We start from the raw sequence: 23,905 nt of genomic DNA on the forward strand, positions 1-23,905 counted from the left end.
CTGCACGTCTGCTCCGGAGCGTGCTCGGGACTGCGACGCAGAGCGAAGCAGCGTGGGAGGCTCCTGGAGGAAGAGGTGATCCTGGGCCTTTGCCCTGGGAGATCACTCAAGCACTGCACTCTACGGACCACCACAGAGTTTCACGTGTGGATCACGAGATTGCGAGCACTGACTTGAGGTTAACACTACCGGACCCAACAAACATTCCCCCTCTCCCGGATCATCGGCCGCTCCAAGGCCTTCCTCCTGCTCCGCAGGGCGTACACCGTCACTGAGCTGCGCCGCGGTCGGCACCGTCCGCCTTCAGCGGCAGGACGCTGGCTCCCGCGGAATCAAGGCTCAGCCTGTTCGCCGTCCACTGCTCTCCAGCGAGCTGCGCCACCTTGTCGGCGGCACCGTGGCCCTCGGGCAGTGCGAGCACCGTGGGGCCCGCACCCGAGACAACAGCTGGGACGCCGTCCGACCGCAGCCGGTTCACCAATTCCACGCTCTCCCTCATCGCCGGTGCGCGGTACTCCTGATGCAGCCGGTCCTCGGTGGCCGGCAGCAGCAGATCGGGACGCCTGGTCAGCGCCTCCACGAGCAGTGCGGCGCGCCCCGTGTTGAACGCCGCGTCCACATGCGGGACATGACGGGGCAACAGCCCGCGCGCCGTCTCCGTCAGCACCGGATTCGCGGGTACGAAGACCACCGGCACGACGGACTCCGCGGGCTCCATCCGGATCGCCCGCGCGGCGCCGGCGTCCATCCAGGCGAGCGTGAAACCGCCCAGCAGACAGGCCGCGACGTTGTCCGGATGACCCTCGATCTCGGTTGCCAGCTCCAGCATCGCGGCGTCGTGGAGCCTGGCCTCGCCGCCCGTGGTGACCGCGCGTGCGGCGACGATGCCGGCGCAGATGGCCGCGGAGGACGAGCCGAGACCCCGTCCGTGCGGGATGCGGTTGGCGCAGACGACCTCCAGGCCGCGCGGCTGCCCGCCGAGCAGGTCGAACGCGGTGCGCAGGGACCGCACGAGCAGGTGGTCCTCGTCGCGCGGCAGCGTCTCGGCGCCCTCCCCCGCGATGTCGACGTGCAGGCCGGAGTCGGCGACGCGGACGACGACGTCGTCGTAGAGGCCCAGCGCGAGGCCCAGGGCGTCGTAACCGGGGCCGAGGTTGGCGCTGGTGGCGGGAACGCGCACGCGGACAGCTGCGGCGCGGAACGCGGGGCCGGCCATCTCCCGATGACTCTCCTTGGATTGTTGACGCGATTTCCCATGGACCGCGGCGGCGACGCCGGAGGGGTCACGGACCCTGGGACTCCAGGGCCCGGCGGACCGGGTGGGGCCTCCCTGGCAGGACGAGGGAAGACCCCCGGAGTACGTACGGGGGGTGGGATGAACGCAAGCTTATCGAAGGAAGGTTCAGTGGCGACACAGGGCGCACGGGAGGCGCACGATGCGTGTCGCAAGCTGCTGCGCGCTCCCTGGCCACCGGTCTTCGTACCGGAAACTTCCCCCGCTCCCGCTTCGTCCCTACCTGCTTCCGCCGTGCTCTTTCGCAGCTCTCTGCGCCGGCGGCGGCTCCGGCGTCACCGGAACACTTCCCGTCGCCGGCGCGGACGAACCGTCAAGCAAGGCCCAGGCGTTCCGCCGCAGCGTCCGCGTCGATCGGCACCGTCACGGGCGGGGGCGCGCCCGCGACCGCCCAGTCGGGGTCCTTGAGGCCGTTGCCCGTGACCGTGCACACCACGCGCTGCCCCGGTTCCAGCTTGCCCTGCTCGGCGGCCTGCAGCAGTCCGGCGACCGACGCGGAGGACGCCGGCTCGACGAAGACACCCTCGCGGGAGGACAACAGCTTGTAGGCGCGCAGGATCTGACGGTCCGTCACGGAGTCGATGAAGCCGCCCGACTCGTCCCGCGCGCGCTCCGCGAGCTCCCAGGACGCCGGGTTTCCGATCCGGATCGCGGTGGCGATGGTGCTCGGGTCCTTCACGGGCTCACCGCGCACGATGGGCGCGGCACCGGACGCCTGGAAGCCCCACATGCGCGGCGCACGCGTCGCGGGACCGTCCGTGCGGTACTCGTCGTAACCCCGCCAGTAGGCCGTGATGTTGCCCGCGTTGCCGACGGGGAGGACGTGGATGTCGGGGGCGTCCCCGAGCATGTCGACGATCTCGAAGGCGGCGGTCTTCTGCCCCTCGATGCGATCGGGATTGACCGAATTGACGAGAGCCACCGGGTACTTCTCCGACAGGCCGCGCGCGAGAGTGAGGCAGTCGTCGAAATTGCCGTCCACCTGGAGGATCTTGGCGCCGTGCACCAGCGCCTGGCCCATCTTGCCCAGCGCGATCTTCCCCTGCGGCACGAGGACGGCGCAGACCATCCCCGCACGCACGGCGTAGGCGGCCGCAGATGCCGAAGTGTTCCCCGTTGACGCGCAGATGACGGCCTGCGCCCCTTCCTCCTTGGCCCGCGTGATCGCCATCGTCATGCCGCGATCCTTGAAGGAACCGGTCGGGTTGGCCCCCTCGACCTTCAAGTGGACGTCGCAGCCCGTGAGTTCGGAGAGCAGCTGTGCCGGTACGAGCGGCGTGCCGCCCTCGCGGAGGCTGACGGGAGTGGTCTCCGGGCCCACAGGCAACCGGTCGCGGTACTCCTCGATGATGCCGCGCCACTGACGGGAGGTGGCAGGTGCTGCGGTTTCCATGGTGGTCACTGTCCTCGATTCCCCTGTGCACGGGTCCCGTTCATTCGCCCTCGACCCGCATGATGCTGGCGACGCCGCGCACGGTGTCGAGGCCGCGCAGCGCCTCGACGGTCGAGCTCAGCGCCGCGTCGGGCGCGCTGTGGGTGACGACGACGAGCCATGCGTCGCCGTCCTTGCCCTGCTGGCGGACGGTGTCGATGGAGACGCCGTGCTCCGCGAAAGTGGTGGCGACCTGCGCGAGGACGCCGGGTTTGTCGGCCACGTCGAGGCTGATGTGGTACCGCGTGACGACCTCGCCCATCGGCGAGACCGGCAGCTGCGCGTAAGCCGATTCGCCGGGCCCCCTCGATCCGTTGAGCTTGTTGCGGCAGGCGGCCACCAGGTCGCCCAGCACCGCGGAGGCCGTGGGGGCGCCGCCCGCGCCGGGCCCGTAGAACATCAGCTGGCCGGCCGCGTCCGACTCGACGAAGACGGCGTTGTACGCCTCGCGCACGTTGGCCAGCGGATGGCTGAGCGGGATCATCGCCGGGTGCACGCGTGCCGTGACGGACCGGCCGTCGGCGGCCCGTTCGCAGATGGCCAGCAGCTTGACCGTGCAGCCCATGCGCTTCGCGGAGGCGATGTCCGCGGCGGTGATCTCGGTCAGGCCCTCGCGGTGGACGTCGTCCAGGCGGACCCGGGTGTGGAAGGCGATGCCGGCGAGGATGGCGGCCTTGGCAGCGGCGTCGAAGCCCTCGACGTCGGCGGTCGGGTCGGCCTCGGCGTAGCCGAGCGCGGTGGCCTCGTCGAGGGCCTCCCCGTATCCGGCGCCGGTGGAGTCCATCCGGTCGAGGATGAAGTTCGTGGTGCCGTTGACGATGCCGAGGATGCGGTTGACCTTGTCGCCGGCGAGTGATTCCCGCAGCGGCCTGACCAGCGGGATCGCGGCCGCCACGGCCGCCTCGTAGTAGAGGTCGTTGCCGTGTTTCTCCGCGGCCTCGTGGAGCGTGGGGCCGTCCTCCGCGAGCAGCGCCTTGTTGGCTGTCACGACGCTCGCGCCGTGCTCGAACGCGGAGGTGATGAGCTTGCGCGCCGGCTCGATGCCGCCGATGACCTCGATGACGACGTCGATGTCCTCGCGGCGGGCCAGAGCCGCGGCGTCGGTGGTCACCAGCGCCGGATCGACGCCCTCCCGTACGCGGTCGGGGCGGCGGACGGCGACGCCGGCGAGCTCCACGGGGGCGCCGATACGGGCGGCGAGGTCGTCCGCGTGCGTCGTCATGATGCGTGCCACCTCTGAGCCGACCACTCCACAGCCCAGCAGCGCCACTTTCAGCGGACGCGTACGCATCATCCGACCTCGCCTCTCGTCATTTCCGGTGCTTTCAGTCTCACGTACAGGTACGGAGATTCCACGCTCGTTCCAATATGTGGGACGAATGTCTCGCTAACCGACATCCAGTCGCAGGAGATCCTCCTCCGTCTCCCGCCGGACGATCACACGCGCCTCCCCGTCCCGTACCGCGACCACCGGGGGCCGCAGCGCGTGGTTGTAGTTGCTCGCCATGGACCTGCAGTACGCGCCCGTCGCCGGGACGGCCAGCAGATCGCCCGGGGAGAGGTCGGCCGGCAGGAACGCGTCGCGCACGACGATGTCGCCGCTCTCGCAGTGCTTGCCGACGACCCTGGAGAGCATCGGTTCGGCGTCCGAGGACCGCGAGACGAGCGAGATGCTGTACTCGGCGTCGTACAGCGCCGTGCGGACGTTGTCGGACATGCCGCCGTCCACGCTCACGTACGTACGCAGGCCCGGCAGCTCCTTGACGGTGCCCGTCTCGTACACGGTGCAGGCCGAGGGTCCGACGACCGCCCGGCCCGGCTCGACCGACAGGCGCGGCACCGAGAGCCCCGCGCCGCGGCACTCGCGCTCGACGATCTTACGGAGCGAGACGGCGATCTCGTGCGGCTCGCTGGGGTCGTCCTCGGGCGTGTACGCGATGCCGAGGCCGCCCCCGAGATCGATCTCGGGAAGCTCCACGCCGTGCTCGTCGCGGATGTCGGCGAGCAGACCGACGACGCGGTGTGCGGCCACCTCGAATCCCGAGGTGTCGAAGATCTGCGAACCGATGTGGGAGTGGATGCCGACGAGTTCCAGGCTGTCCAGCTTCAGCACGCGCCGCACGGCCTCCGCGGCCTGCCCTCCCGGGGCCCCGGGCTGGGTGGGATTCCCGCCGGCCGAGCGCGGATAGGTGTCCCCGGCGAGGGCGAGCCCGAACTTCTGGTCCTCGTGGGCCGTCGCGATGAACTCGTGCGTGTGCGCCTCGACGCCGACCGTGACCCGGATCTGGACGGGCTGGCGCCGCCCCAGCCTGTCGGCGATGTGCGCGACGCGGGCGATCTCCTGGAAGGAGTCCAGCACGATCCGCCCGACGCCCGCCTGGACTGCCTGCTCGATCTCCGCCGACGACTTGTTGTTGCCGTGCAGCGCGATCCGCTCGGGCGGCATCCCCGCAGCGAGGGCGACGGAGAGTTCGCCGCCTGAGCACACGTCGAGGTTGAGCCCCTCCTCCGTCAGCCAGCGCACGACGGCGCGGGAGAGGAAGGCCTTGCCGGCGTAGAAGACGTCGGCGTCCTCGCCGAAGGCGTCCCGCCATGCACGGCAGCGGGACCGGAAGTCGGCCTCATCGAGCACGTAGAGCGGAGTGCCGAACTCCTCCGCCAGATCCTTCACATCGAGGCCGCCGACCGCGACCGAACCGGTCGGCGTGCGGGTGGCGGTCTTCGGCCAGACACGGGCGTCGAGCACGTTGAGGTCCGTCGGGGGCGCGACGTAGTGCCCGCCCTCCGGGAGCACATCGGCGTGCCGGGGCCCTGCGGGGTGCGCGGAGCGGCTCATTCGGGTGCCTCGCTCTCACCGGGGCGGTCTGTGTCCATGCTCGGGCGTACGGCCGCCTCGGCGCTCGCGCGCACGGCCGTGTTCACGCTGGTGTTCGTGTTCACGCTGATCGTGGGTCCTTTGCGGTGTTCGAAGTCTGGGCCGGCCGGAGGGCGTGGTGCATGGTGCGTGGTGCTCAAGGCTCGCTCCGGGCTCACAGATGCGCGGGTGCGCTGACGCCGAGCTGGGTCAGGCCGCCTGCCAGCACCGTCCCGGTGGCTTCGACGAGAGCCAGCCGGGCGCGGTGGGCGGCCCCGGGTTTCTCGTCGCCACGGGGCAGGGGCGGGTTCTGGTCGTGGAAGTCGAAGAAGGCCTCGCCCACGGCGACGAGATGACGGGCGTGCCGCGCGGGGTCCAGCTGCTCGCTGACGCGGCGGTGGTCCGCGAGCAGCGCCAGCAGCGCGTCGCCACTGGGCCCGTAGGCGGAGCCGGCCCCCGTGGCGGCATCCACAGCGGCTTCCGGGTCGCCTCGGAAGCCCAGCTCGCACGCGTTGCGCGAGAAGGCCCGGGCCCTCGCGTGTGCGTACTGCACGCGGAAGAGGGGACTGGCCTGTGCCGTGCGTACGGCGAGTGCGGCCGGGGCGTCGCCGGTCGCGGCGCTCCAGCGCGCGATGTCGGCGGCGGGGGTGTCGGTCACGGGGTGGCCATCGACCGGGGTGGGGGTGCGGGCCCCGAGCCCGGTCTTGGGCTGGGGCTCGGTGCGGGGCTCCGCGTCGCCTGCGGCAGTGGACCGACGGGACGGACGCGACAGCTCCGCCACCAGCCGTGCCCGTGCCCGCGCGTCGAGCGTGACGTTGAGGAACCCGCCTCCGGCGATCTCCACCGCGTGGATCCCGTCCTCACGAAGCAGCCCGGCGCGTAGCACCCGTGCCACGTCGTAAGGCGTCATGGCCGCCGGGCCGGCGAGCCCGAAGGCCACGCTGACCGCGTAGTCCCCGACTCCCCGCCGCGGCGGCGACTCCACCGTCACCCGCTGCGGCAGCTCGGTGCCTCCTCGTGCCGCACCCAGCTCGCCGTCGGCCACGGCACGATGCACTGCTCGCAGCACGGTGCGGGAGAGCTGGGCGGGTGTCACAGGGCAAGCGTATGGGAGAGGGGGCGGGCCGGCGCGAACGGGTTTCCCCTGGCGGCGGGCGCGGTGCGGCATCCGGGGGCGCGTGCGGTCGGGGCCGTCACCGCCTAGTCGCGGCGGGCGGAGCGGATGTTCGCGGGTGGACGGGGCGGGTGGCCGCGGTGGACGAGGCGGGTGGCTACGGTGCGCGGCATCACGTTCGTGGGCGGTGTCGCGTGCTTGCGCGGTGTCGCGTGCTTGCGCGGTGTCACGTGCTTGGGCCGTGTCACTTGCTGCCGGCGGGCTGTTGTTGCGGGGACGTTCAGCGGCGAGCCGGCCATCCGGCCGGCTCCTGTTCGTCCGGGTCGCCGGGCCGCCCTTCGTCGCTGTCAGGGCGCTGAGTCAACTGCCGCACCATCCGCACGAGTTCGGACGGCTCGAAGGGCTTCGCCAGCAAGGCGTCGACGGGAGGCTCGTGACCGTCCTCGGCATCGATGGGCGTGCGACCGCTGACGATCGCGACCGGGATGTGGCGCGTACGGGGATCGGAACGCAGACGCTCGGCGGTACGCAGGCCGTCGAGGCGGGGCATCGCGACGTCGAGCGTGACGAGATCCGGCCTCACACCGTGCACGACGTCCAGGCACTCGAGGCCGTCGGCAGCGGTCACCACCTCGAAGCCTTCCAGCTCGAGATTGACCCTGATCAGCTGCCGGATGACCCTGTCATCGTCCACGACAAGGACCCGGCCGGACATACCTGGCACACGACAAAGCCTAGGCACACCGCTGCTCCGGCGTCCGGCTTTTGCCCATTTCCACCCCTGCGGGACGGGACCCGCGGCTCCCCTTGCACGCGGCTTCCACCGGGCTCCGGGCTCCTCAATCCGGTTCCGGTGCACCATCACCAAGCTGGTACTGTTCTTCCTGTCGCCGCTGACAGCGCGACGAGCCCCCGTAGCTCAGGGGATAGAGCAACGGCCTCCGGAGCCGTGTGCGCAGGTTCGAATCCTGCCGGGGGTACTTCTCATCAAGTGCCGAAACGCCCTGTGACCAGGCTGAATGCTGGTTGCGGGGCGTTGTTGCGTGTGCAGGTGAATGCGGCTCGGAGCAGCCTCATGACAGTGATCACGTAATGACGACGTAATGATCTTGACGGTCTTCTTTGCTGGTCAGCGCGTGCACGCGGCCAGTCTCGCCAGGCACGACGAAGCCCCGGACAGCTCCGGGGCTTTCGTCAATCACGCCGACGACCGTTGCTCTTTCAGCGCCTCAGTCCTACTCGTTCTCGTCTTCTCCGAGGCCCTGCATGATTCGCTCGTTCATTTCCGCTTCCTGGCCGTCGATGCACTTGGCGTAGATCTTGAGCAAGACCTCCACCGAGTGACCTGCTCGCCGGGCGACCTCCGGCGCTGGCACACCTGAGTTGAGCCACTGGGACACGCAAGCGTGCCGCAGGTCGTAGGGCTTCGCCGCGAGCACCGTGCCGACCTGGTCCGGCTGGAGCCCCAGTTCTCGGGTCTGTCGCCAGACGCGGTAGTACGACGAGGACGCGACGACGTTGCCTCGCTCGCTCGCGAAAATCCGGCCGTCCTTAGCCGTACCGAACTCCTCCACGTGCTCACGCAACATGCGCACCAGGGGCGGCGGGATCGGCACGATACGGACCTCACCCGGGCTGCGCTGCTTGAGTCCGCGCCGATCGTGCGCCTCACCTGAATCAGTCCAGGACTTCCCGGCAGAAGGCCGGGTCTCCTCCACTGTGATGCGCCCCCACCCCGTTTCCGGCAGGTCACAGTCACTACGTCGGAGACCAAGGGCTTCACCGGGACGCGTGGCCGCGTAGTACAGGCACCCGAAGAACGCCCGCAGCCGACGACCGGAAGCGCGCTCCCAGCCACCGACGTACGTCGCCGCGGTGAGCAATTCCCGAGCCTGTCGGGGATTGACCACAACGCGGTTGTCGACCTCCTGCACGGGTTGCTGACCACGCTTCCGCCGAACCTTGTCGAGCGGGTTGGCCGCCAACAGCTCCAGCTCTACCGCGTATTCGAGCGCGTTGTATGTAGCCGCACGACGACGCCGGTACGTCTGGTTGGCCGCCGGCTTCCCGTCGAGCTTCCGACCCAGGACATCCACGAGCGCATGAACACGAGCTATGTCCGTCAGCTCAGCAACAGGCAAGGACGCCCGCTCCAGCCAGCGAACAGCCGCCTCGATCTCCTCCGGCCTCTCCCGTGTACGCCACGGGGTGGGCAGGAGGTAGGAGCGAAGCGCCCGGCGAAGCACCGCTGGCTCAGGTCGACCCCGAACTGCTTTGGTCAAGGCCGGAACGGCAACCGCCAGGGCATCGGTCATGCTGTCGCGCTGCTTCGCCGACGAGGTGGGCCACCGGTGATCCACATACTTCACCGCAAGCTCCAGCAGACTCAGCGCCGCCTTGCCGCTGCGCAGCGAATCGGGCAGGCCCGTCACCGTGTCGAAGGGTTCGCCCTTGTCGACGGCCCGAAGGAGCTTGGCGCGGAAGCGGTCCGCGAGCGCCTTCGTCTTGTACGTCTCGTGAAATGGCTGGCCGTCCACGGACCAACGGGCCAAGTACGTGGGCTTCTTCGCGGAACGGTTCGTGCTGAGCTTCCAGACGGAGACCTTGTACGACTTCATACGGCCCCCTCCGCCCTGTCCTGGAGCCAGTCCTCCAGCGCATCGCGCCGGACACGAAGTTCGCCGTTGGGCAGCCGTATGCATCGGGGAGCGATACGCAGTTCACGCCAGCGGTAGAAGGTGCGCCGTGATACTCCGCCCAGCTCGTCCAAGACCTCTCGGACCGTGAGAAGTTGGCTTCGGCTATGTGCCATGCCCGTCACTCCCCTCACGTAGCGAAGCGGCGATGAGGGCAGCCTCCGCGCTGTAGCCGCGCCCTGCGTAGCGCCAGTCGCCAACGAGAGCGGTCGAGCGATCGGTCAGGCCAAGCCTCTGCCGTTGTTCCTCCGCGCGATGCTCGGTGCGGGCATCGCGAAGCGCAGTCAACGTCGTCGAGTAGCGCCGGGACTTGGTCGAGAAGTGACCCCGGTAGCCGAGCATGTGCGCCCAGCGGCGCAGTCGCAGCGGCTCGAAGGGCTCCAGGCCACCGAGCCACCAACACGTACCGATCATGCGCAGCGTGTGGTCCCGCACGGGCAGCTCGGCTAGGTCGGCAGCCCGGTAGATACGTCGGTCTACGGCGCCGGCGCTCTCGGCCCCCTTCGTCGCGTACTTGGCGATGTAGGCAGCGACCGCAGCCGACGACAGGCCACCGATGTCAGCCGACGTCACGGGCCGTACGTCGACCTGCGGTCCGAAGCGCAGTAGTCGCGGGCCTACGACGTCCGGCCCGACCGCCAGAACTCTGACGCGATCGACAGCTTGATGAACTGCCGCCGACAGCAAGTCCGTTGTCGCCCACGCGGGCGGACTCACCTCCGGCCCCTCCGGATCGTCGAGCCGGATCACGGCATGGAAGTGGACAAGCCCGCGCCGTTGGTACTCCGCAACTTTGGCGTACGAGAGTCGAGCCGCGTTCACGAGTCCGTACGGGAGAGCCCGACCATGCGGGCGAGTTCCCGACGTAGCTCCAGCGTGAAGCGGTGCCACAATTCCCCCGCCTGCGCCTGCCAGAGCACTGCGCCCGCGTAGTCGTAGCAACGAGCGCAGAGCGGTTCGCCGAGCTGCGGATCATGCTCCGCATGCCGGAGGTGACAGCCGACGAGGGCCCCGTGTCGGCACCTCTCCCCCGCACGGCGAGGACGGCAGGCAAGACGCCGCCCGTCCCGCTCACGATGAGTGTGGACGGGGCCGAAGCCCGGAGCCGTCAGGGTGGCGAACACCCGGGGGTGCGCGTCTACTTCCGTCGGCACGTCCTTCCCACCCGTCAGCCCAGCACGGATCAGTTGATACGTGTCCGCGCGGTAGACGCGTGAGCAGGTGGGGCACACGGTGGCTCGACGGTTGCCGCAAGCCGTAATCAACCGGCCATCGGCGCCGTCCAGACCGACTTCGTGCAGCGCTTCCCCGGTTGCCGTGTCGACGAGTACCGACCGGCCGACGAGGTGCACAGGGTTCGTGCACCCGCCGAGCCGGACGATGTGTCGGCGCCATGCGTCGAAGTCGGGTCGGGTGGCACGGTCGAGGAGACTGGCGACCTGGTGAGCGGTCATCGGCCGCCCCCGAAGGCGTGCCGCATCGCTTCCGCGATGGCCTGCTGTCGGGACTTGGCGGAGAACCGCAGAGTCGGCTCGGTCAGCCACAGAGCGGCGGCGTGCTCGGGGCACGTCCAGCGCTCTTCGTCGTCGGTGCTGACGAGTACGACCTGTTCCCGTCCGGCGCAGGTGGGCCAGTCGTCGTCCCTCAGCTCGCACCAGGGGCGCGAGGATTTGCGCGATCGAGGCGCAGTGGACAAGGTGAGGCTGCTCCTTTCGCTGTTCATGAGGTGGATGGAGTAGGGCCCTGACGGGGTCGGGTTTGGCGACTTCGCGCCCCGTCGGGAGCCCGTTTTGCAAGTGAGCGGGTAGGTCATGACCGCCTCCGAAGGTCCGGTCAGAACTGGAGTTGGCCGAGGAATCCGCCGACGCCTTCGATCACGGTCTGTACGACCGGCGCCGCGGCGGTCTTCGCGAGCAGGAAGCCGAAGACAGAGCAGAGCAGGACTTCGAGCCACCGCAGGTAGCGGATGCGGATCAGAAGTGCGATCAGCAGGCCGAGCAGCAGCGCACCTGACATCGTTACGAGCACGCTCTTCCCCTCTCATTCGTCGCTGTCGAGTCGTTCGATGTGCAGGGACGGACCAACCGGGGCAGCGCCGATGGCTTCCGCCAACTCGGGTACGTACGGCGTCAGGTGAGCGCACTCGGCCGCGATGGCTTCTGCCTCCGTCTCCGACACCAGGTGGGATCGAGCGCGGTCCCATCCGTCCGCCGAGGCGAGGACTGCCGTTCCGGCCTGCTCCGGCGTTATGGACTGAGCCGCATGCAAGGCGTCCGGGTTGAGGTCGCCGAGGGCCATCTCCGCCGTGCCCGGGTCGGCCACGCGGTGACATATCCGGCCGCCGAGTTGGGCCCTGAGCGCTGTCACGCCGGGTCCGAGATCGGAGCCGACCCGTTGCCCCGCCACGACGAGGAACACCCCCAGTGCGGCGCCAAGTTGAGCGAGCCGGATGAGCGCTGTTGCCGCTGCCTGCGCTTCGTCCTTCTCGCCCCGACTGGCGACGAGGAACAGCTCCGCCAGCTCGTCGACGATGACGACGACCGGGACCGGACGCTCCTTCTCCGACAGCCCCCACACGTTCCGTACGCGTGCTTCGCGGCAGACCGTCATCCGGTCCAAGGTCAGGTCCACCAGTGCACGCAGCAGCTTCACTGCCTGCCCGCGGTTGGTCGCCAGTGCCGACAGCCGCGGGCCGTAGAGCGAAAGCTCCATCCCGCCCTTGCAGTCGATCCCGACCAGCGCCACGCGTTGTCGTGAAAGACCCGCAACCAGGGCATTGATAAGCGTCGACTTGCCAGAACGGGTCGCACCCACGATCAGCCAGTGCGGGACCTGCCGGAGATCCATGACCCACTGAGCACCGGTCTCCAGCACGCCCACGGTGACGCGGAGCAGACGACCAGGCGTCCGGTATCGCGGTGCGCGCGGCTCCTTCAATGGGTCCGTGGCCGAGGCGAGGACCCGCACAACGCCAGGCCTCCAAGTGCTCACCCGGACCGCATGAACCTCCCAGTCATGTGCCATCGCCGGAGCCGCCTTGACGAAGTCCTCCGGCACCTGACCGGGCAGCATTCGTATGAGGAGACGGAAGCCGTCGCGCGTGGGAAGCACCAACCCCCGTCGCGGTACGCGCGGTTGAGGCGGCGGAGCACCATTGCCGACGAGGCCGGAGACCACCGTCAGCGCGGCCCTACGGCTGACTGCCAGGCCGCATCCGGCCATCAGAGGGCGCCAGGTCCGTACGACGCGTATGCATGCGGCAGGGAAGCCGACGCACACCCACCAAACCACGGGGTAGTGCCGGCGCAGGGCCGGGCCTGCGATGAGCAGGCCCGACGCAAGCGCGGCGGCGACCACCAGCACCCCACTCGGCCAACCGGTACCGGCCGAGTGAGTCGAAGCGGTTGCCGAATGGATCACTGGCTCGCCCCCTTACCGCTGGGGGTAGCCGCGAGGGCCTTGATCTCGGCGGCGCGATAGGCGATGCCGTGCCGCCCCTCGTTCTCCCACGGCACCGCGACCAGATCCCGGACCTGAACCGGGACGCCGTTCTGCACCCCGGCGGGCTCACCGGGGACGCTCACGTTGACCACGTCGGCGGACGTGGCCGACATCAGACACAGACCGACCTGGTAGACGGTCTTACCTGTGTCGCGGTCCACCCGCACGCGCCCCGTCTCCCGGTCTGCGATGCGCGGAGCGGGCGGGACGGCGCAGATGATCCCTGTGTACTTCGCCGTATCGATCGGCAGGACTGCCACTACTTGACCTCCATGTCAGTTGCCTCCGAAGGCCGTTCCCTCGAAGTGCTTTACAACCCGTAGTACGGGTGCAGCGCGACCAGAGTGCCCACCCGTAGTACGGGTTGCCAACCGACATGAAGTGAGAGACGCTGTACCCGCTGACGAACCAGCCACCTCACGGAGCCGGGATGCCGACCAAGAAGCGCAGCGAGCAGGAGCAACAGCCCAAGTACCGCGCGATTGCGGACTACTTGCGCGAGGGCATCCTCAACGGCACGTTCCCGGAGGGCCGCCCTGTCCCCTCGGAGGACAAGCTCGCGGAGCTGTTCAAGGTCACGCGGCCGACCGTGCGGCAAGGCATCGCGGAGCTCCGAGCATCAGGCCTAGTCGAAGTCATGGCGGGACGAGGCGCATTCGTCAGGTCGCTGCACAGCCGGCCGAGCCTCACGCGTCCACGCGGAGTGCGCCGCACCGCCGAGGGACAGTACGTCGACGCCGACGGCATCAGCTGGACGGACGCCGAGCCGCCGACCGCGACCCGCACAGACGCCCCACTCGCACTCGCCGAACTGCTGCGCATCCCGCCGGGCGAGCCGATGTTCACGTATGACGTGTTGCAGACCGCCGACGCCGGCCGCCTGCGCCAACTCCACCGCACCTACGTGCCGTTCTCGGTACTGGCAGGAACCAAGTACGAGGAGACGGCACCGCCCCCAGCCCCTGCGCTCTACGCCGCCTTGGCCGGGCTGGGGCACGAACTCACCTTCGCTGAGCACGTACGAACGCGGATGCCCCTACCGGATCAGGCGAAGGCGCTCCACCTTGGCGAAGGAATGCCGGTCTTCCAGCTCCTCCGCGTCGCGACCGGCAACAACAGCCGACCTCTCGCCCTTGAAGAACTCCACTTGCCAGGCAGCGACTTGGACCTGGTCTACGACTTGCGGCCCTGACCTGGCTCAAACCTTCTCCACGTCTTCAAGGGCTCGCTCCGCTCGCCGCGCGGCCCGGCTTGCCGCCGGGCCGACGCTCATGTCTCCGCCCCGGCCGCCGTACCGCGCGCGGACGCGAGCCACAAGAAGAGGTCGCCATCGCGGCTGGGACGGCCGGCTCCGCGGCTTTACGGAGCCAGTTTGGAGCGAGCCTCTACGATCATGGCCCAGATCGGGCTATTGCGGGCAGGCGAGGAGCCAGCCCGATTCGCGGAATCGTAAGGGCCATGATCTCTCGCCCCAAACCAGCTCCACCCCGAAGCCGCTACGCCGACCTCAGTTTCGGAGTGCAGTGGCGCTGCAGTTGCGCTGCAACTTCGCCCACAGGCACGAACCCATGCCGCACGATGGCAATCAGCCGATAGCGCCCGCCTTGATCACTACTGCGTGGAAGGCACTTGACCAAGGCGGGCTGAACCTACAAGGAGGTCCAACCGTGAGTCTCACTCACGCGCATGCTGGCGTGTCAATTGCTCGGCCACGTCCATGGGCAATCACAGTGATCATTGTGATCATTACCGGGAGTGTGATCCAACAGGTCCAAGACGTGATCACCAGCGTCACAGTTCTGAGTGCTCTCATGACCGTCAACTCAGCTAAACTGAGCAACCATGGCGTGAGCGTGTCTGTCCGACGCTAACCGGCGTGGGCAGCAACTGACATGAGGGGGGAACGCTCGTGGGATTGGCAACCGCGTTACCAGCTTGGCTCACCGACTATGAGAGCTTCTCGGGACACCTGGATGAACAACTCGCCGACGAAAACCCCCATGCCCGTGGGCTTCGTTTCGTAAATTTTGCACTCGCCCTGCTTCCCCGAATCCCGCGCTGCGACGAGTTCTCAGATTTCCAACTCAATGACAAGCTCAGTCACGATAAGGGAATCGACATTTTCACGGCATCGAATGAAGCTGCCCAGCGCCTCTACGTGCAGTCAAAGTTTAGAGTGCGACGAGTAAGTGAGATAGATGAGATTCTGAGCCAATTCGAAGCCTATGAATTGGAAGCAGGCGGCCAAGATTCAGCCCAGGGAACTTTGTTCAGTTCCTTAGAATACACCGACGCACCACGCCCTGTATACGCCATCATTACGTCGTCGAAGCTGGATGGAATTCTTCAGCGTTACAAGACATCAAGACGTAGCTCCCGTGCCTTTTTCGACACCCTCGTAGAGGACGACCGGCTACTCATCCTTGACGGTCCCGCGATCCTCCTGGCACTGCAATCGGTGTACAGAAAAACCTTCGAAGTTCCGTCATTGCTCGAAATACAGGGCGCCACGGACTGGCTAAAAGCCGAATCCGTGCATGTCGGAATTCTATCTGGCATGGAACTCCTTGAGCTGTACGACGAGCACGGGGACGGTCTATTCTTTGAAAATATCCGCGCTTTCTTGGGTTTGGAAAAGAATCATGACCGCGAATCAGTAAACCGAAAGATCGCCAAGACAGTAGAAGAAACACCTGAGAAGATGCTTGAGCGAAATAACGGCATCACGATTCGGGCAAATAGTGTTCAACGCATCGGCCAAGGGTTGCTGCTAGAGAATGCATCGATCGTGAACGGTTGTCAAACTACGATGTGCATCGTGGCGCGGCGGGACTTCGTCAACGACAGTCTCCTAATTCCGGTAAAAATCGTTGAATCGAACGATCTTTGGGAAGTTGCACACTCGGCAAATTATCAGAATCGGGTTCGCCAGATTGACCTCGACTTGGCCAAGTATCTCCGTCCACAACTTGTCCAACGTGAAGCCGCCCGCTCAGGCCTTTCAGTAGCACCCGATGCCGCACACGGCGTCACGGATATGGTCGCTGCAATCAGTGATGTCCAGGTAACCTACGAGGAGACAAAGGCGCTTTACAAGGGCGTATTCAGTGAGCGGCCAACGAATATATTTGACAATAACTACAGCAAGCTATTGGCTCCGGTACTGGAGGATATCTACGAAGATCAGGGAACCTCGGAGAGGGTGTTTGCTTCACTATTCTCCATTAGCAACGCCGCACGCATCGGCAGAGCCGATGTCAGCGAAATCCACGCAGAGACCGAGACGCGCTATTTCCAGCGCTTCAGGAAGCCTGAATACAGTGCATATATCGCTCTGCTCGCTGCTGGCGTAGTTACAGACATCAACTTGGCGGATCGTGCGCAGGAGCCAACAGATGAGGCAACTAGGCTTATCTCGTTCCTGGACAAGGCCGCAGAAGCTGCGGAGAGCAATAGTGGGGAATTCTCCGAGGCATACGTCTATGCTTACGAGATTTTGTCGGAGACAGGACTCTCCTCAATTTCTCAACAATCAGGTGACGCCCTTGTCTCCCAAGACCTGCACAAGAAAATTGTGAATACGCCGTATGAGACCTATTTCGAGACTCTCAAGATGCGGATTCGTCGGGAAAAAGCACGGCGCGTGCGGAAACGCTAATGGGAACGGATCCCGTGCGACGCGGAGACAGGGTCTCGGAGCCCTTAGGGGGCCGCCTCGTTGACTCTGCCAAATGGAACATGCACACTCGGCACTTCAGATGTATTCTCCAGATGAGACTCTTGATCATCAAAGAATACGTGAGGTTTCAAAACGTTTGTAATTGTTCCCTTATTGATTCCGCCCAAGAAAAAGGCATCATTAACGGTTACTCCCCACGCCTTCAGACTCGCCACAGCCCGTTCATGTGCCGGCGAGTTGCGCGCCGTAATGATGGAGACGTGGACCCGGATCTTATATCCGGGGTCGGTTTGACGCTGCTCCTCTTCGCGGCGCTGAATCTTGTTGATCTTCGCGAGGAACTCACGGAGAGGTCCAGGGTCATGTGGGGTTGCGGCATTTACCAACTCATGACGCCGAAACTCTTCAATGCCGGAATCCTGGTAGATCTGCTCAGAAGAGTCCCCAGCCAATACGCCATCGAAGTCGAAGGCAATACGCAAGTCTCGGTCAGTTGGATCGTCGACGTAGGAGGAGTCGAGAACGCGACCCGCTGGCAATCCAGCAGCGACTGCCTCCCGCACGTCGGCATCATTCGCCGAAAGGAAAAGCGACATATTCAATGCTGGCATGAATTTATAGGGAGATCTCCCCTGCATGAAGATGGCACGACTAATAGGGAGGTCGTGCGACCGAATGGACCGCATCACTCGCAGCCCCGTATCCGGGTCATTGCGGGAAAGAATTATGACTTCAACCAGCGGGTCTGTAGGTTCGCTTAGGTCATTCAGGGACAATAACCGCCGAGTAAAAGGGAAAGCTACACCTGGTCGAAGTTCGGTGTCCAAGTGCTCCTGCTGATATTTTCGGTAGCTTTCCTCGCCTTCCTCTCTGAAAACGGTGTCCGACTCCGCCAAGTCGAATAGTGCGCTTGAGGCAATTCCAATGACGAGTCGGTGTTGGAGCTCATAGCTCACGGCCTTCTACTCCTATCGATCAGATGCGTCCTTGAACGTTTCCTCTTCACTATCGCCTAATCGGCTATAGGATATTGCGTATCAGACGCTTTGGGTAGGATCGTTCCCCGGTGAGGTCAGGATGATCCAGAGCCCGCCCGGTACGAGCGAAACTCCGTCGAACAGCGTGTCGTGCGTAGTGGAACCTGTCCCTTCGGATGTGCGGACGCCTTGAGGGTCATCCCGCTCGTTGGGACCACTCTGGGGCCAAACGGCATACACGCACCCGAACATGAGCAGTTCATGGGAACAGCTACGCGTGCACCACGTCAGCCCTGAGCTGCGGATACGGCTACCCCGATGTTCTGGGGGTCAAGGGGGCCGGCGGCGGTGCTCTCTGTGAGCTCCTGACGCCCATTCTGACGCCAACGGCCCCGGATGGTGATACGCCTGAGCAGCCATCAACAGCAGGTCGACGCTTAGCGAGACATAACCCTGAGGCCTGGCGCCGTCTGGGGGGGACAAGCGCGGTACAGCAGCGAAGTACAGCAACCCCGCTGACCGTTGGAGGCCGCAGGCCCCCGTGGATGTCACTCGTGAGACCGTCCGACCGTAGATGTCCGAGCTGTCCACACCTTGTAAACAGACGGTCGGGGTTCGGACCCACACCACGTCCGGCACGTCGAAGTGCTGGACGTGGTGTGGACACCCGATCGACCTGCACGTCTTCATTTCGCTCTCGCCGGGGAGCAGTCCTGACCTGGAGCGGTCTGGGGATCTTCGCGTCCCCCGCCTCCAGGAGCGGCTGAAGGCGGCTGTCTTCCCTGTGGGCTTCCGTCAACTGCCCCTGCGGTGCTACGAGTTCGGTCCTTTAGGTGTGCACGCTGGTGGTCGGTATCTCTACTCTTGTCTCTGTGTCGCTCCCCTCGCCTCGGTCCCCAGGGTCTGCTCCTCCTCAGCCGGGTGTGTGGCAACGGGTGGTCACATGGGCGTCGCGGCGACATGCTCTGGGGCGTCTGCCTCACTGGTTGTTGACACGCGCTGCTGTTGTATTGGCGATATGCGCGGGCGTCTTCGTCGCGAACGGTGCGCTGGTCGGCTGGGGCACCGCATACGAGCTGATGACCGGCATCACTTCTCCGGCCGAGGTGCAGCCTTCCTGGCTCGCTTGGGCGTTGTCCCTCTTGGGATGGGGGGCGATCCCCGCGGTAGTCGGTGGGACCGCCGGCTACGTCATCACGGTTCAGATCGAACGCCATCAATCTCGCGATTTTGAGGCCGTGATCGGCGAGCTTCGAGCGCTCATCCATACAGATGGGGACGCCGGAGACGAGCCGTGATCACTCTCCACGAGCTTCATCAGCGCGGTGGTGATGTAGCGAAGGCTGTCACCAGGTTCGGTGAGCTCCATAGTCCAAAGGGACTCCCAGGTCAGACAACCAATCCTGAACCAGATTGGAAGAATGCCGAAGAGCATTTCCGGCATCTTCAGGTGCGCCTGATGAAGGACCCAGAAGCCGCCGGCCATCGAGCCCGAGACCAGGAGCGGCGTGCCGAAAACGCCGCGCTGGGCCTTCTTCTCGTCATCGATCCCAGGGCCGACCACCGCTGTCCTATCTGCCGACTCCATGCCGACGGGCAAGAGCCGTACTCTGGAGGTCGTGGTGTCTGACTCTGAGTCGACTCAAGAGCAGGCCGCTGTTCTGCGCGGACTGCTCTACCTCGCATGCGGTGAAGCGCCTTCACGAACCCTTACCTCAGTGGCCGATGCCATTGCGCGCGACGCTGCAGGCAGAGTCTCCCCGACGCAGGCTGTTCCCGAAGCCGTAGGACTCGCTCTTCAGCGGTCGCTACACGACTCGCCTCGAGACCTCTCGGATGCGGAACTCGTCGACGCGGACCTCGTGAACGCGGACCTCAGGGGCGCGGACCTCAGGGGCACGGACCTCACGGGCACGGACCTCACGGGCGCGGACCTCACGGGCGCGGACCTCACAGAGGCGCGCATCAAAGACGCGGGCCTGGTCGGCGCGGACCTCACGGGCACACGACTTGTGGGCGCGGACCTCAGGGGCGCAGTTCTCGTGCACACAGTCCTCACGGAGGCAGACCTCACCAGCGCGGACCTCAGGGGCTCGCACCTCATTGGCGCGGTCCTCACGGGCACACGACTCGTGGGCGCCGACCTCAGGAGCACGGACCTCACAGGTGCACACCTCACGGGCACGATCCTCAGAGAGGCGATCCTCAGAGACACGGACCTCAGGGGCGAGGTCTTCACGGACGCGGACCTCAAAGATGCGGACCTCAGGGGCGCGCACCTCATAGGCACGGACCTCAGGAGCGCGATCCTCGCAGGCGCGGACCTCAGGGGCACGGACCTCAGCGGCGCGGACCTCAGGGGCACGGACCTAGCAGGCGCGAAGGTGTCCAATGTCCGAAGCATGACGCCGTGGATTGGCCTGGTGTGGAACAAAGAAACAAAGTGGCCTACGAAAGCCCTTGCCGGGGAAGTCGCCTCTCGGTCTTATGAAGTCAGTCCAGGAGTCTTTCACGTCCAGGATGGCAGCGCTTCAGACCGTGCTGACAGTAGTCTCCGTACGTAAGGGGCGCACCAGATGCGCACCAGAACGGGCGGCACATCCCGGTCAACAGCGGTCACATGGCAGTGGCGCGGATTATCGCCCAGAGGCCGGTTCACGCAGGTCAATAACTCAACTCAGCGGCAACGCACGGTGATTCCCAAGCTCAGAGCACGGGTTCGATTCCCGTCACCCGCTCCAACAGGAAAGGCCCAGGGCTTCGTGTTGTCTAAACCGATTCTGGTACCGCGCACCACCACAGCACCACCTGCCCTCTCTTCGGGCTAGCTGCGACCTCTCCTTCGTCGCGCGGGACGCCGGGCATGAGCAGCCCGGCGCCGTCTCTTCGGGGTACCAACCTAATGTGGGTTCTCCATCTCGTGATGCGATAGGATGCCATTGTTTCGTACGAAGTCTCCCCAATGGCCAGACTGACCTATCAAGAGATCTCCATCGAACTCAGCAGCTGTTCTCATTAGGCATTCTTTCAATTCCGACCTCTTGGCGCACACGTCTCCAAACAGATTTTGCAGCTGCCGCACCTCCACGTTGTGATTCAGCGGAGGAGTCCTGGTTAATTCACACATCTTGTTAACTTGAAAGGCCAAGTCAAAATACTGAGATGCCAGCGTCTTAAACTCGTCAAAGTGCTGTTCAAGATCTCGATTACCGACTCCAAGTGCGCGAACTACATCATACGCGTCCGACTGCCTCAACAGTAGGTACAGATCGCTGACTCTTAAACGGCTCTCTTTCTCAAGAAGATCACGCACTGTGGCATCAACACTCATCTTGACTAAACGCGACCACTCATTTACAACTCGAAGTTTATAAACTAGCCTTTCCTTGGCTTGCACTTCGTTACATTTCACTGCGTCCCGCGCCTTATTTATCTCGGCAAGATGATTTTTTAGGTATTCGACAGAATGCGTACCAGCAAAACCCACGAATGCCCCGGCTAGCGCAGCAACTATTGCGTCCATGGAGCCTTACCTTACACGACCTGACTTGTTCGAGACGACGATGGCTGGGTTACTCCACATGAGGTAGACAAGACAATGGCACCCCTCGCCAAGAGTGATTCGATGCGATGGATTTCAGCCGTCTCGATAGTGAATCAAGACCCTGGCTCCCACCACCGATAGCGGGGGTGATACGCATATCAGTAAAGCTGCAGTTCCGCACGAAAGTTGGGAGCGTCGACGGGGCCGTGCAAGGTAGCTCCACGACGAAGGGCGCCGGGCGTTTGGCTGGCCAGCGCAGTCGCCTGGCTGGCCGGACGATTGTCCTCCGATCAGTGAGCGTTCTGCTTGCCACTCGTCTCCCCGTCGTGCAACTCAGTGCATGTCGGGGTCTTGATCCCGCTCTCCATCGCGCCACGCCTTTCGTGCCGTGTGCCAGGCGTGAAAGAGCGCCTGTAACTGATCTAGGAGTCCCTTCGCCGCGTACAGCGATATCGAGAGCACACCGGCTCCGGCGAGAATAGTGAGAGTAAGGGTGTCGCCCACCGGTTGGATCCTTCCCTGACGGGTGGCCGAACCCGGGCAGCAGGTTCAGTTCGACCACCATGTTCGTGGACAGAACTGAGTTCCTGCCGACACCAAAAAACAGAAGCTGAGGAGATGACCCTCAGCGGGTCTCTTCTAAGGGATGCACAAAACGGGCATAGGCCAGCCCGGGCGGCTGAAGCCGATCCCCCGCCACCTGTGTCGGCGATGAACGAGCTCTCGGATTCCTTCCTGGCACCCCGACCGCATGTCGGGCCGCCCAGGGAGCGGACAGTCCAGGCAAACCTGCTCTGAGATTGCACTGAATCTAACACACAATCAGGTGACCTTTCTGTCCCCTTGGAACCTTCAGACAGTTCAACCTGCCCTGCTCCGTGCCGAGGTGGGCGAATGCCATCCTGCGATGCGGCCTCCGACAGCCCCTCTCCGTGTTGTGAGCGACCGTCCATCGGTCCAACCGCCGTCGAGGTCCCCGCTCCGTCACACCAGATGTGCACCAGAACGGACGGCAATCCCGGTTACCACGGTCGTGACACGGCGACGCGGACGACCGCCCAGGAACCGTTATGCCAGCTCAGCGGCCCCCGCTAGACGGATCTGCACGGGTGGTGATTCCCAAGCTCATAGCGCGGGTGCGAGTCTCATGGGCCGCTCCAGAGAAAGTCTTCAGGCCAGAGGACTGGGGACTCCTTCGTTTGCGGTCTTGTGCCAGCCCCTTGCTAGATGACCGGCGACGTCCTTCCTGTCAGCCTTCGTAGCTGCTCGTCCCACGTGGCCATGAGGACCAATCGTTGTGTCACCGGTGCCCTCTACAGTCAGACGCGGCAATGCATGATCACGGCCCGAAGGGGGGCGTTGTGCTCCAACAAGACAACGTGAATGAGCTCTGTGCAGCCGTCGAGGCGCTGCGAGTGGATCAGTCCACCGGGTTGCCAGCACTGCATCAGCCCATCACGCTGCTGTGGGGGCTCGGGCGTGCCGCGACCGGACAGCCGCGGTTGGTCCCATGGACCGATGCGCGCACCCAATTGCGCCACCTGCTGAGCAAATACGGGCGCCCAGGTTCGGATCCCTCGCCGGAGTATCCCTTCGTGGCCCTAAGTCGATCCCGATTGTGGGAGCTTGACGGTGTAGCCGGCGAAGTACCGCAGGCGCGTGGTTCGCGGCTACGGCCGTGGCTCACCGCGCAGAACCCACGTGCAGGCCTGCGCGACGATGTCTACACCCTCATGGCCACGGACCAGGCTGCACGGCAGCGAATGGTTGACGTGCTGCTGCGCCGCTTCTTCGAAGGCGAAGCTCCCGCCCGGCTACTACAGGACTGCCAACTGGCCGACCCAGTCTTTGACGGGTTTGGTGAGGTGCCCGGCATCGATGCGGGCCAAGCTTTTGAAGACCGCCGAGCGCTGGCAGCGGCAGGCGTTCATCGCCCCCGACAGGCGGGCATCTGTGGCACCGCGGAGCAGGGCGCAGAATCCATCGTGGTCTCGGGCGGCTACGAGGACGACGAAGACTACGGTGACTTGATCGTCTACACCGGCCAAGGCGGCCGCGACCCCGACACAGGCCGACAGGTACGCGACCAGGAACTCACACGAGGCAACGCCGCCTTGGTCACCAACCTGACCACCGGCACACCAGTACGCGTGGTGCGCGGAGCCGGCGGAGATCGGCAGTATTCGCCAGCGAATGGGCTGCGCTACGACGGACTATTCCACGTAGAGGACTACTGGTCCGAGCGCGGACGTTCCGGCTATCTAGTCTGGCGCTACCGGCTCACCCAGCAGCTTCCACAGACAGCAGCGACTCCGCAGCCCGCCATCCCAGACCCTCGGCAGCCAGAGGGACGGCAAGCTCCCGGACGCACAAGGGTCACCACCCAGCGCATCGTACGCAGCACTGTGGTCGCGGACTTCGTCAAGCGCTCCCACGACTACACGTGCCAAGTCTGCGACATCCGCTTGACCACCCCGACTGGCGCATACGCAGAAGCCGCCCACATCAAGCCCCTCGGCCGCCCGCACGCCGGACCCGACATCGCCGCCAACGTCTTGTGCCTGTGTCCCAACCATCACGTACTCTTTGACCTCGGCATGCTGACCATCGCCGACGACCTGACTATCACCAGCAGCGCAAGCGCCTCGCACCGAGAGCGACTCCGCGAGGTCGCCACCCACCAGATCGGCCGCGAATACCTCGCCCACCACCGCACCCACCACGGCCAACTTTCAGCTCCCTGACGCAGGAACGTGAAAAGAGCTACGGAGGCAGGGCTCCGCCCATAGACTTCCGAGCTGCCCACAGCTTGTA

20 protein-coding genes, 1 tRNA gene and 1 pseudogene are annotated in these 23,905 nt (G+C 65.3%); 6 read left to right on the plus strand and 16 right to left on the minus strand.

Annotated features, from left to right (window positions below; translation table 11 throughout):
* Positions 1-268: 268 nt before the first annotated feature.
* The 6 genes from thrB to G4Z16_RS09240 all read right to left on the minus strand — a co-directional run bounded on the left by thrB (position 269) and on the right by G4Z16_RS09240 (position 7,409).
* Positions 269-1,216: a homoserine kinase gene (gene thrB / locus G4Z16_RS09215; protein WP_197350376.1), complete on the minus strand. Its 948-nt coding sequence runs from the start codon at positions 1,214-1,216 to the stop codon at positions 269-271.
* A gap of 391 nt (positions 1,217-1,607) precedes the next feature.
* Positions 1,608-2,687: a threonine synthase gene (gene thrC, locus G4Z16_RS09220; protein ID WP_197350377.1), complete on the minus strand. Its 1,080-nt coding sequence runs from the start codon at positions 2,685-2,687 to the stop codon at positions 1,608-1,610.
* Positions 2,688-2,727: 40 nt separating this feature from the next.
* On the minus strand, positions 2,728-4,017 hold the full coding sequence (locus G4Z16_RS09225; protein WP_197354271.1) for a homoserine dehydrogenase: 1,290 nt from the start codon (positions 4,015-4,017) through the stop codon (positions 2,728-2,730).
* Positions 4,018-4,113: 96 nt separating this feature from the next.
* Positions 4,114-5,562: a diaminopimelate decarboxylase gene (gene lysA, locus G4Z16_RS09230; protein WP_197350378.1), complete on the minus strand. Its 1,449-nt coding sequence runs from the start codon at positions 5,560-5,562 to the stop codon at positions 4,114-4,116.
* 193 nt (positions 5,563-5,755) lie between these two features.
* Positions 5,756-6,676, minus strand: a complete 921-nt coding sequence (locus tag G4Z16_RS09235; RefSeq protein WP_197350379.1) for a DALR anticodon-binding domain-containing protein — start codon at positions 6,674-6,676, stop codon at positions 5,756-5,758.
* Between the two features lie 298 nt (positions 6,677-6,974).
* On the minus strand, positions 6,975-7,409 hold the full coding sequence (locus G4Z16_RS09240) for a response regulator (RefSeq protein ID WP_246531254.1): 435 nt from the start codon (positions 7,407-7,409) through the stop codon (positions 6,975-6,977).
* 193 nt (positions 7,410-7,602) lie between these two features.
* Here G4Z16_RS09240 and G4Z16_RS09245 point away from each other — a divergent pair.
* Positions 7,603-7,674, plus strand: a tRNA-Arg gene (locus G4Z16_RS09245).
* Between the two features lie 255 nt (positions 7,675-7,929).
* Here the strand turns inward: G4Z16_RS09245 and G4Z16_RS09250 are convergent.
* The 7 genes and pseudogenes from G4Z16_RS09250 to G4Z16_RS09280 form a co-directional block, all read right to left on the minus strand.
* On the minus strand, positions 7,930-9,312 hold the full coding sequence (locus tag G4Z16_RS09250) for a tyrosine-type recombinase/integrase (protein WP_197350380.1): 1,383 nt from the start codon (positions 9,310-9,312) through the stop codon (positions 7,930-7,932).
* Positions 9,309-9,506 carry a helix-turn-helix transcriptional regulator gene (locus G4Z16_RS09255; RefSeq protein WP_197350381.1) on the minus strand — a complete coding sequence of 66 codons (198 nt, stop codon included), beginning with the start codon at positions 9,504-9,506 and terminating at the stop codon, positions 9,309-9,311. The genes G4Z16_RS09250 and G4Z16_RS09255 overlap by 4 nt, the downstream gene beginning before the upstream one ends.
* Positions 9,496-10,844: pseudogene (locus G4Z16_RS09260) on the minus strand (replication initiator). Before G4Z16_RS09260 ends, G4Z16_RS09255 begins: the two are co-directional and overlap by 11 nt.
* Positions 10,841-11,086, minus strand: coding sequence for a hypothetical protein (locus G4Z16_RS09265; protein ID WP_197350382.1), 246 nt, complete (start codon positions 11,084-11,086; stop codon positions 10,841-10,843). The pseudogene G4Z16_RS09260 and the gene G4Z16_RS09265 overlap by 4 nt, the downstream one beginning before the upstream one ends.
* A gap of 137 nt (positions 11,087-11,223) precedes the next feature.
* A complete protein-coding gene (locus G4Z16_RS09270) occupies positions 11,224-11,418 on the minus strand; it encodes a hypothetical protein (protein WP_070015472.1) in 195 nt (64 codons plus the stop codon).
* Between the two features lie 12 nt (positions 11,419-11,430).
* On the minus strand, positions 11,431-12,612 hold the full coding sequence (locus tag G4Z16_RS09275) for an FtsK/SpoIIIE domain-containing protein (protein WP_343070937.1): 1,182 nt from the start codon (positions 12,610-12,612) through the stop codon (positions 11,431-11,433).
* A gap of 194 nt (positions 12,613-12,806) precedes the next feature.
* Positions 12,807-13,151: an SCO3933 family regulatory protein gene (locus G4Z16_RS09280; protein ID WP_197350383.1), complete on the minus strand. Its 345-nt coding sequence runs from the start codon at positions 13,149-13,151 to the stop codon at positions 12,807-12,809.
* Positions 13,152-13,321: 170 nt separating this feature from the next.
* Between G4Z16_RS09280 and G4Z16_RS09285 the strand changes: the two genes are divergently transcribed.
* On the plus strand, positions 13,322-14,083 hold the full coding sequence (locus G4Z16_RS09285) for a GntR family transcriptional regulator (RefSeq protein ID WP_197350384.1): 762 nt from the start codon (positions 13,322-13,324) through the stop codon (positions 14,081-14,083).
* A 717-nt stretch (positions 14,084-14,800) separates the two neighbouring features.
* Entirely contained in the window at positions 14,801-16,549 is a 1,749-nt protein-coding gene (locus G4Z16_RS09290) for an AIPR family protein (RefSeq protein ID WP_197350385.1), read from the plus strand.
* Between the two features lie 44 nt (positions 16,550-16,593).
* On the opposite strand, the gene G4Z16_RS09295 is transcribed toward G4Z16_RS09290, so the two are convergent.
* Positions 16,594-17,526: a 5'-nucleotidase gene (locus G4Z16_RS09295; RefSeq protein WP_197350386.1), complete on the minus strand. Its 933-nt coding sequence runs from the start codon at positions 17,524-17,526 to the stop codon at positions 16,594-16,596.
* Positions 17,527-18,482: 956 nt separating this feature from the next.
* Between G4Z16_RS09295 and G4Z16_RS33240 the strand changes: the two genes are divergently transcribed.
* Positions 18,483-18,845 carry a DUF6313 family protein gene (locus tag G4Z16_RS33240; protein ID WP_425508064.1) on the plus strand — a complete coding sequence of 121 codons (363 nt, stop codon included), beginning with the start codon at positions 18,483-18,485 and terminating at the stop codon, positions 18,843-18,845.
* Here the strand turns inward: G4Z16_RS33240 and G4Z16_RS09300 are convergent.
* Positions 18,764-19,147: a hypothetical protein gene (locus G4Z16_RS09300; RefSeq protein ID WP_197350387.1), complete on the minus strand. Its 384-nt coding sequence runs from the start codon at positions 19,145-19,147 to the stop codon at positions 18,764-18,766. The genes G4Z16_RS33240 and G4Z16_RS09300 overlap by 82 nt on opposite strands.
* 118 nt (positions 19,148-19,265) lie before the next feature.
* Between G4Z16_RS09300 and G4Z16_RS09305 the strand changes: the two genes are divergently transcribed.
* Positions 19,266-20,111 (plus strand): pentapeptide repeat-containing protein, encoded by an 846-nt coding sequence (locus G4Z16_RS09305; RefSeq protein WP_197350388.1) that lies wholly within the window; start codon positions 19,266-19,268, stop codon positions 20,109-20,111.
* A 335-nt stretch (positions 20,112-20,446) separates the two neighbouring features.
* On the opposite strand, the gene G4Z16_RS09310 is transcribed toward G4Z16_RS09305, so the two are convergent.
* Positions 20,447-21,070 (minus strand): hypothetical protein, encoded by a 624-nt coding sequence (locus G4Z16_RS09310; protein WP_197350389.1) that lies wholly within the window; start codon positions 21,068-21,070, stop codon positions 20,447-20,449.
* Positions 21,071-22,452: 1,382 nt separating this feature from the next.
* Here G4Z16_RS09310 and G4Z16_RS09315 point away from each other — a divergent pair.
* Entirely contained in the window at positions 22,453-23,835 is a 1,383-nt protein-coding gene (locus G4Z16_RS09315) for a YDG/SRA domain-containing protein (RefSeq protein ID WP_197350390.1), read from the plus strand.
* The last annotated feature ends 70 nt before the right edge of the window (positions 23,836-23,905 follow it).

The sequence above is a fragment of the Streptomyces bathyalis genome, assembly GCF_015910445.1.
Lineage (GTDB): Bacteria > Actinomycetota > Actinomycetes > Streptomycetales > Streptomycetaceae > Streptomyces > Streptomyces bathyalis.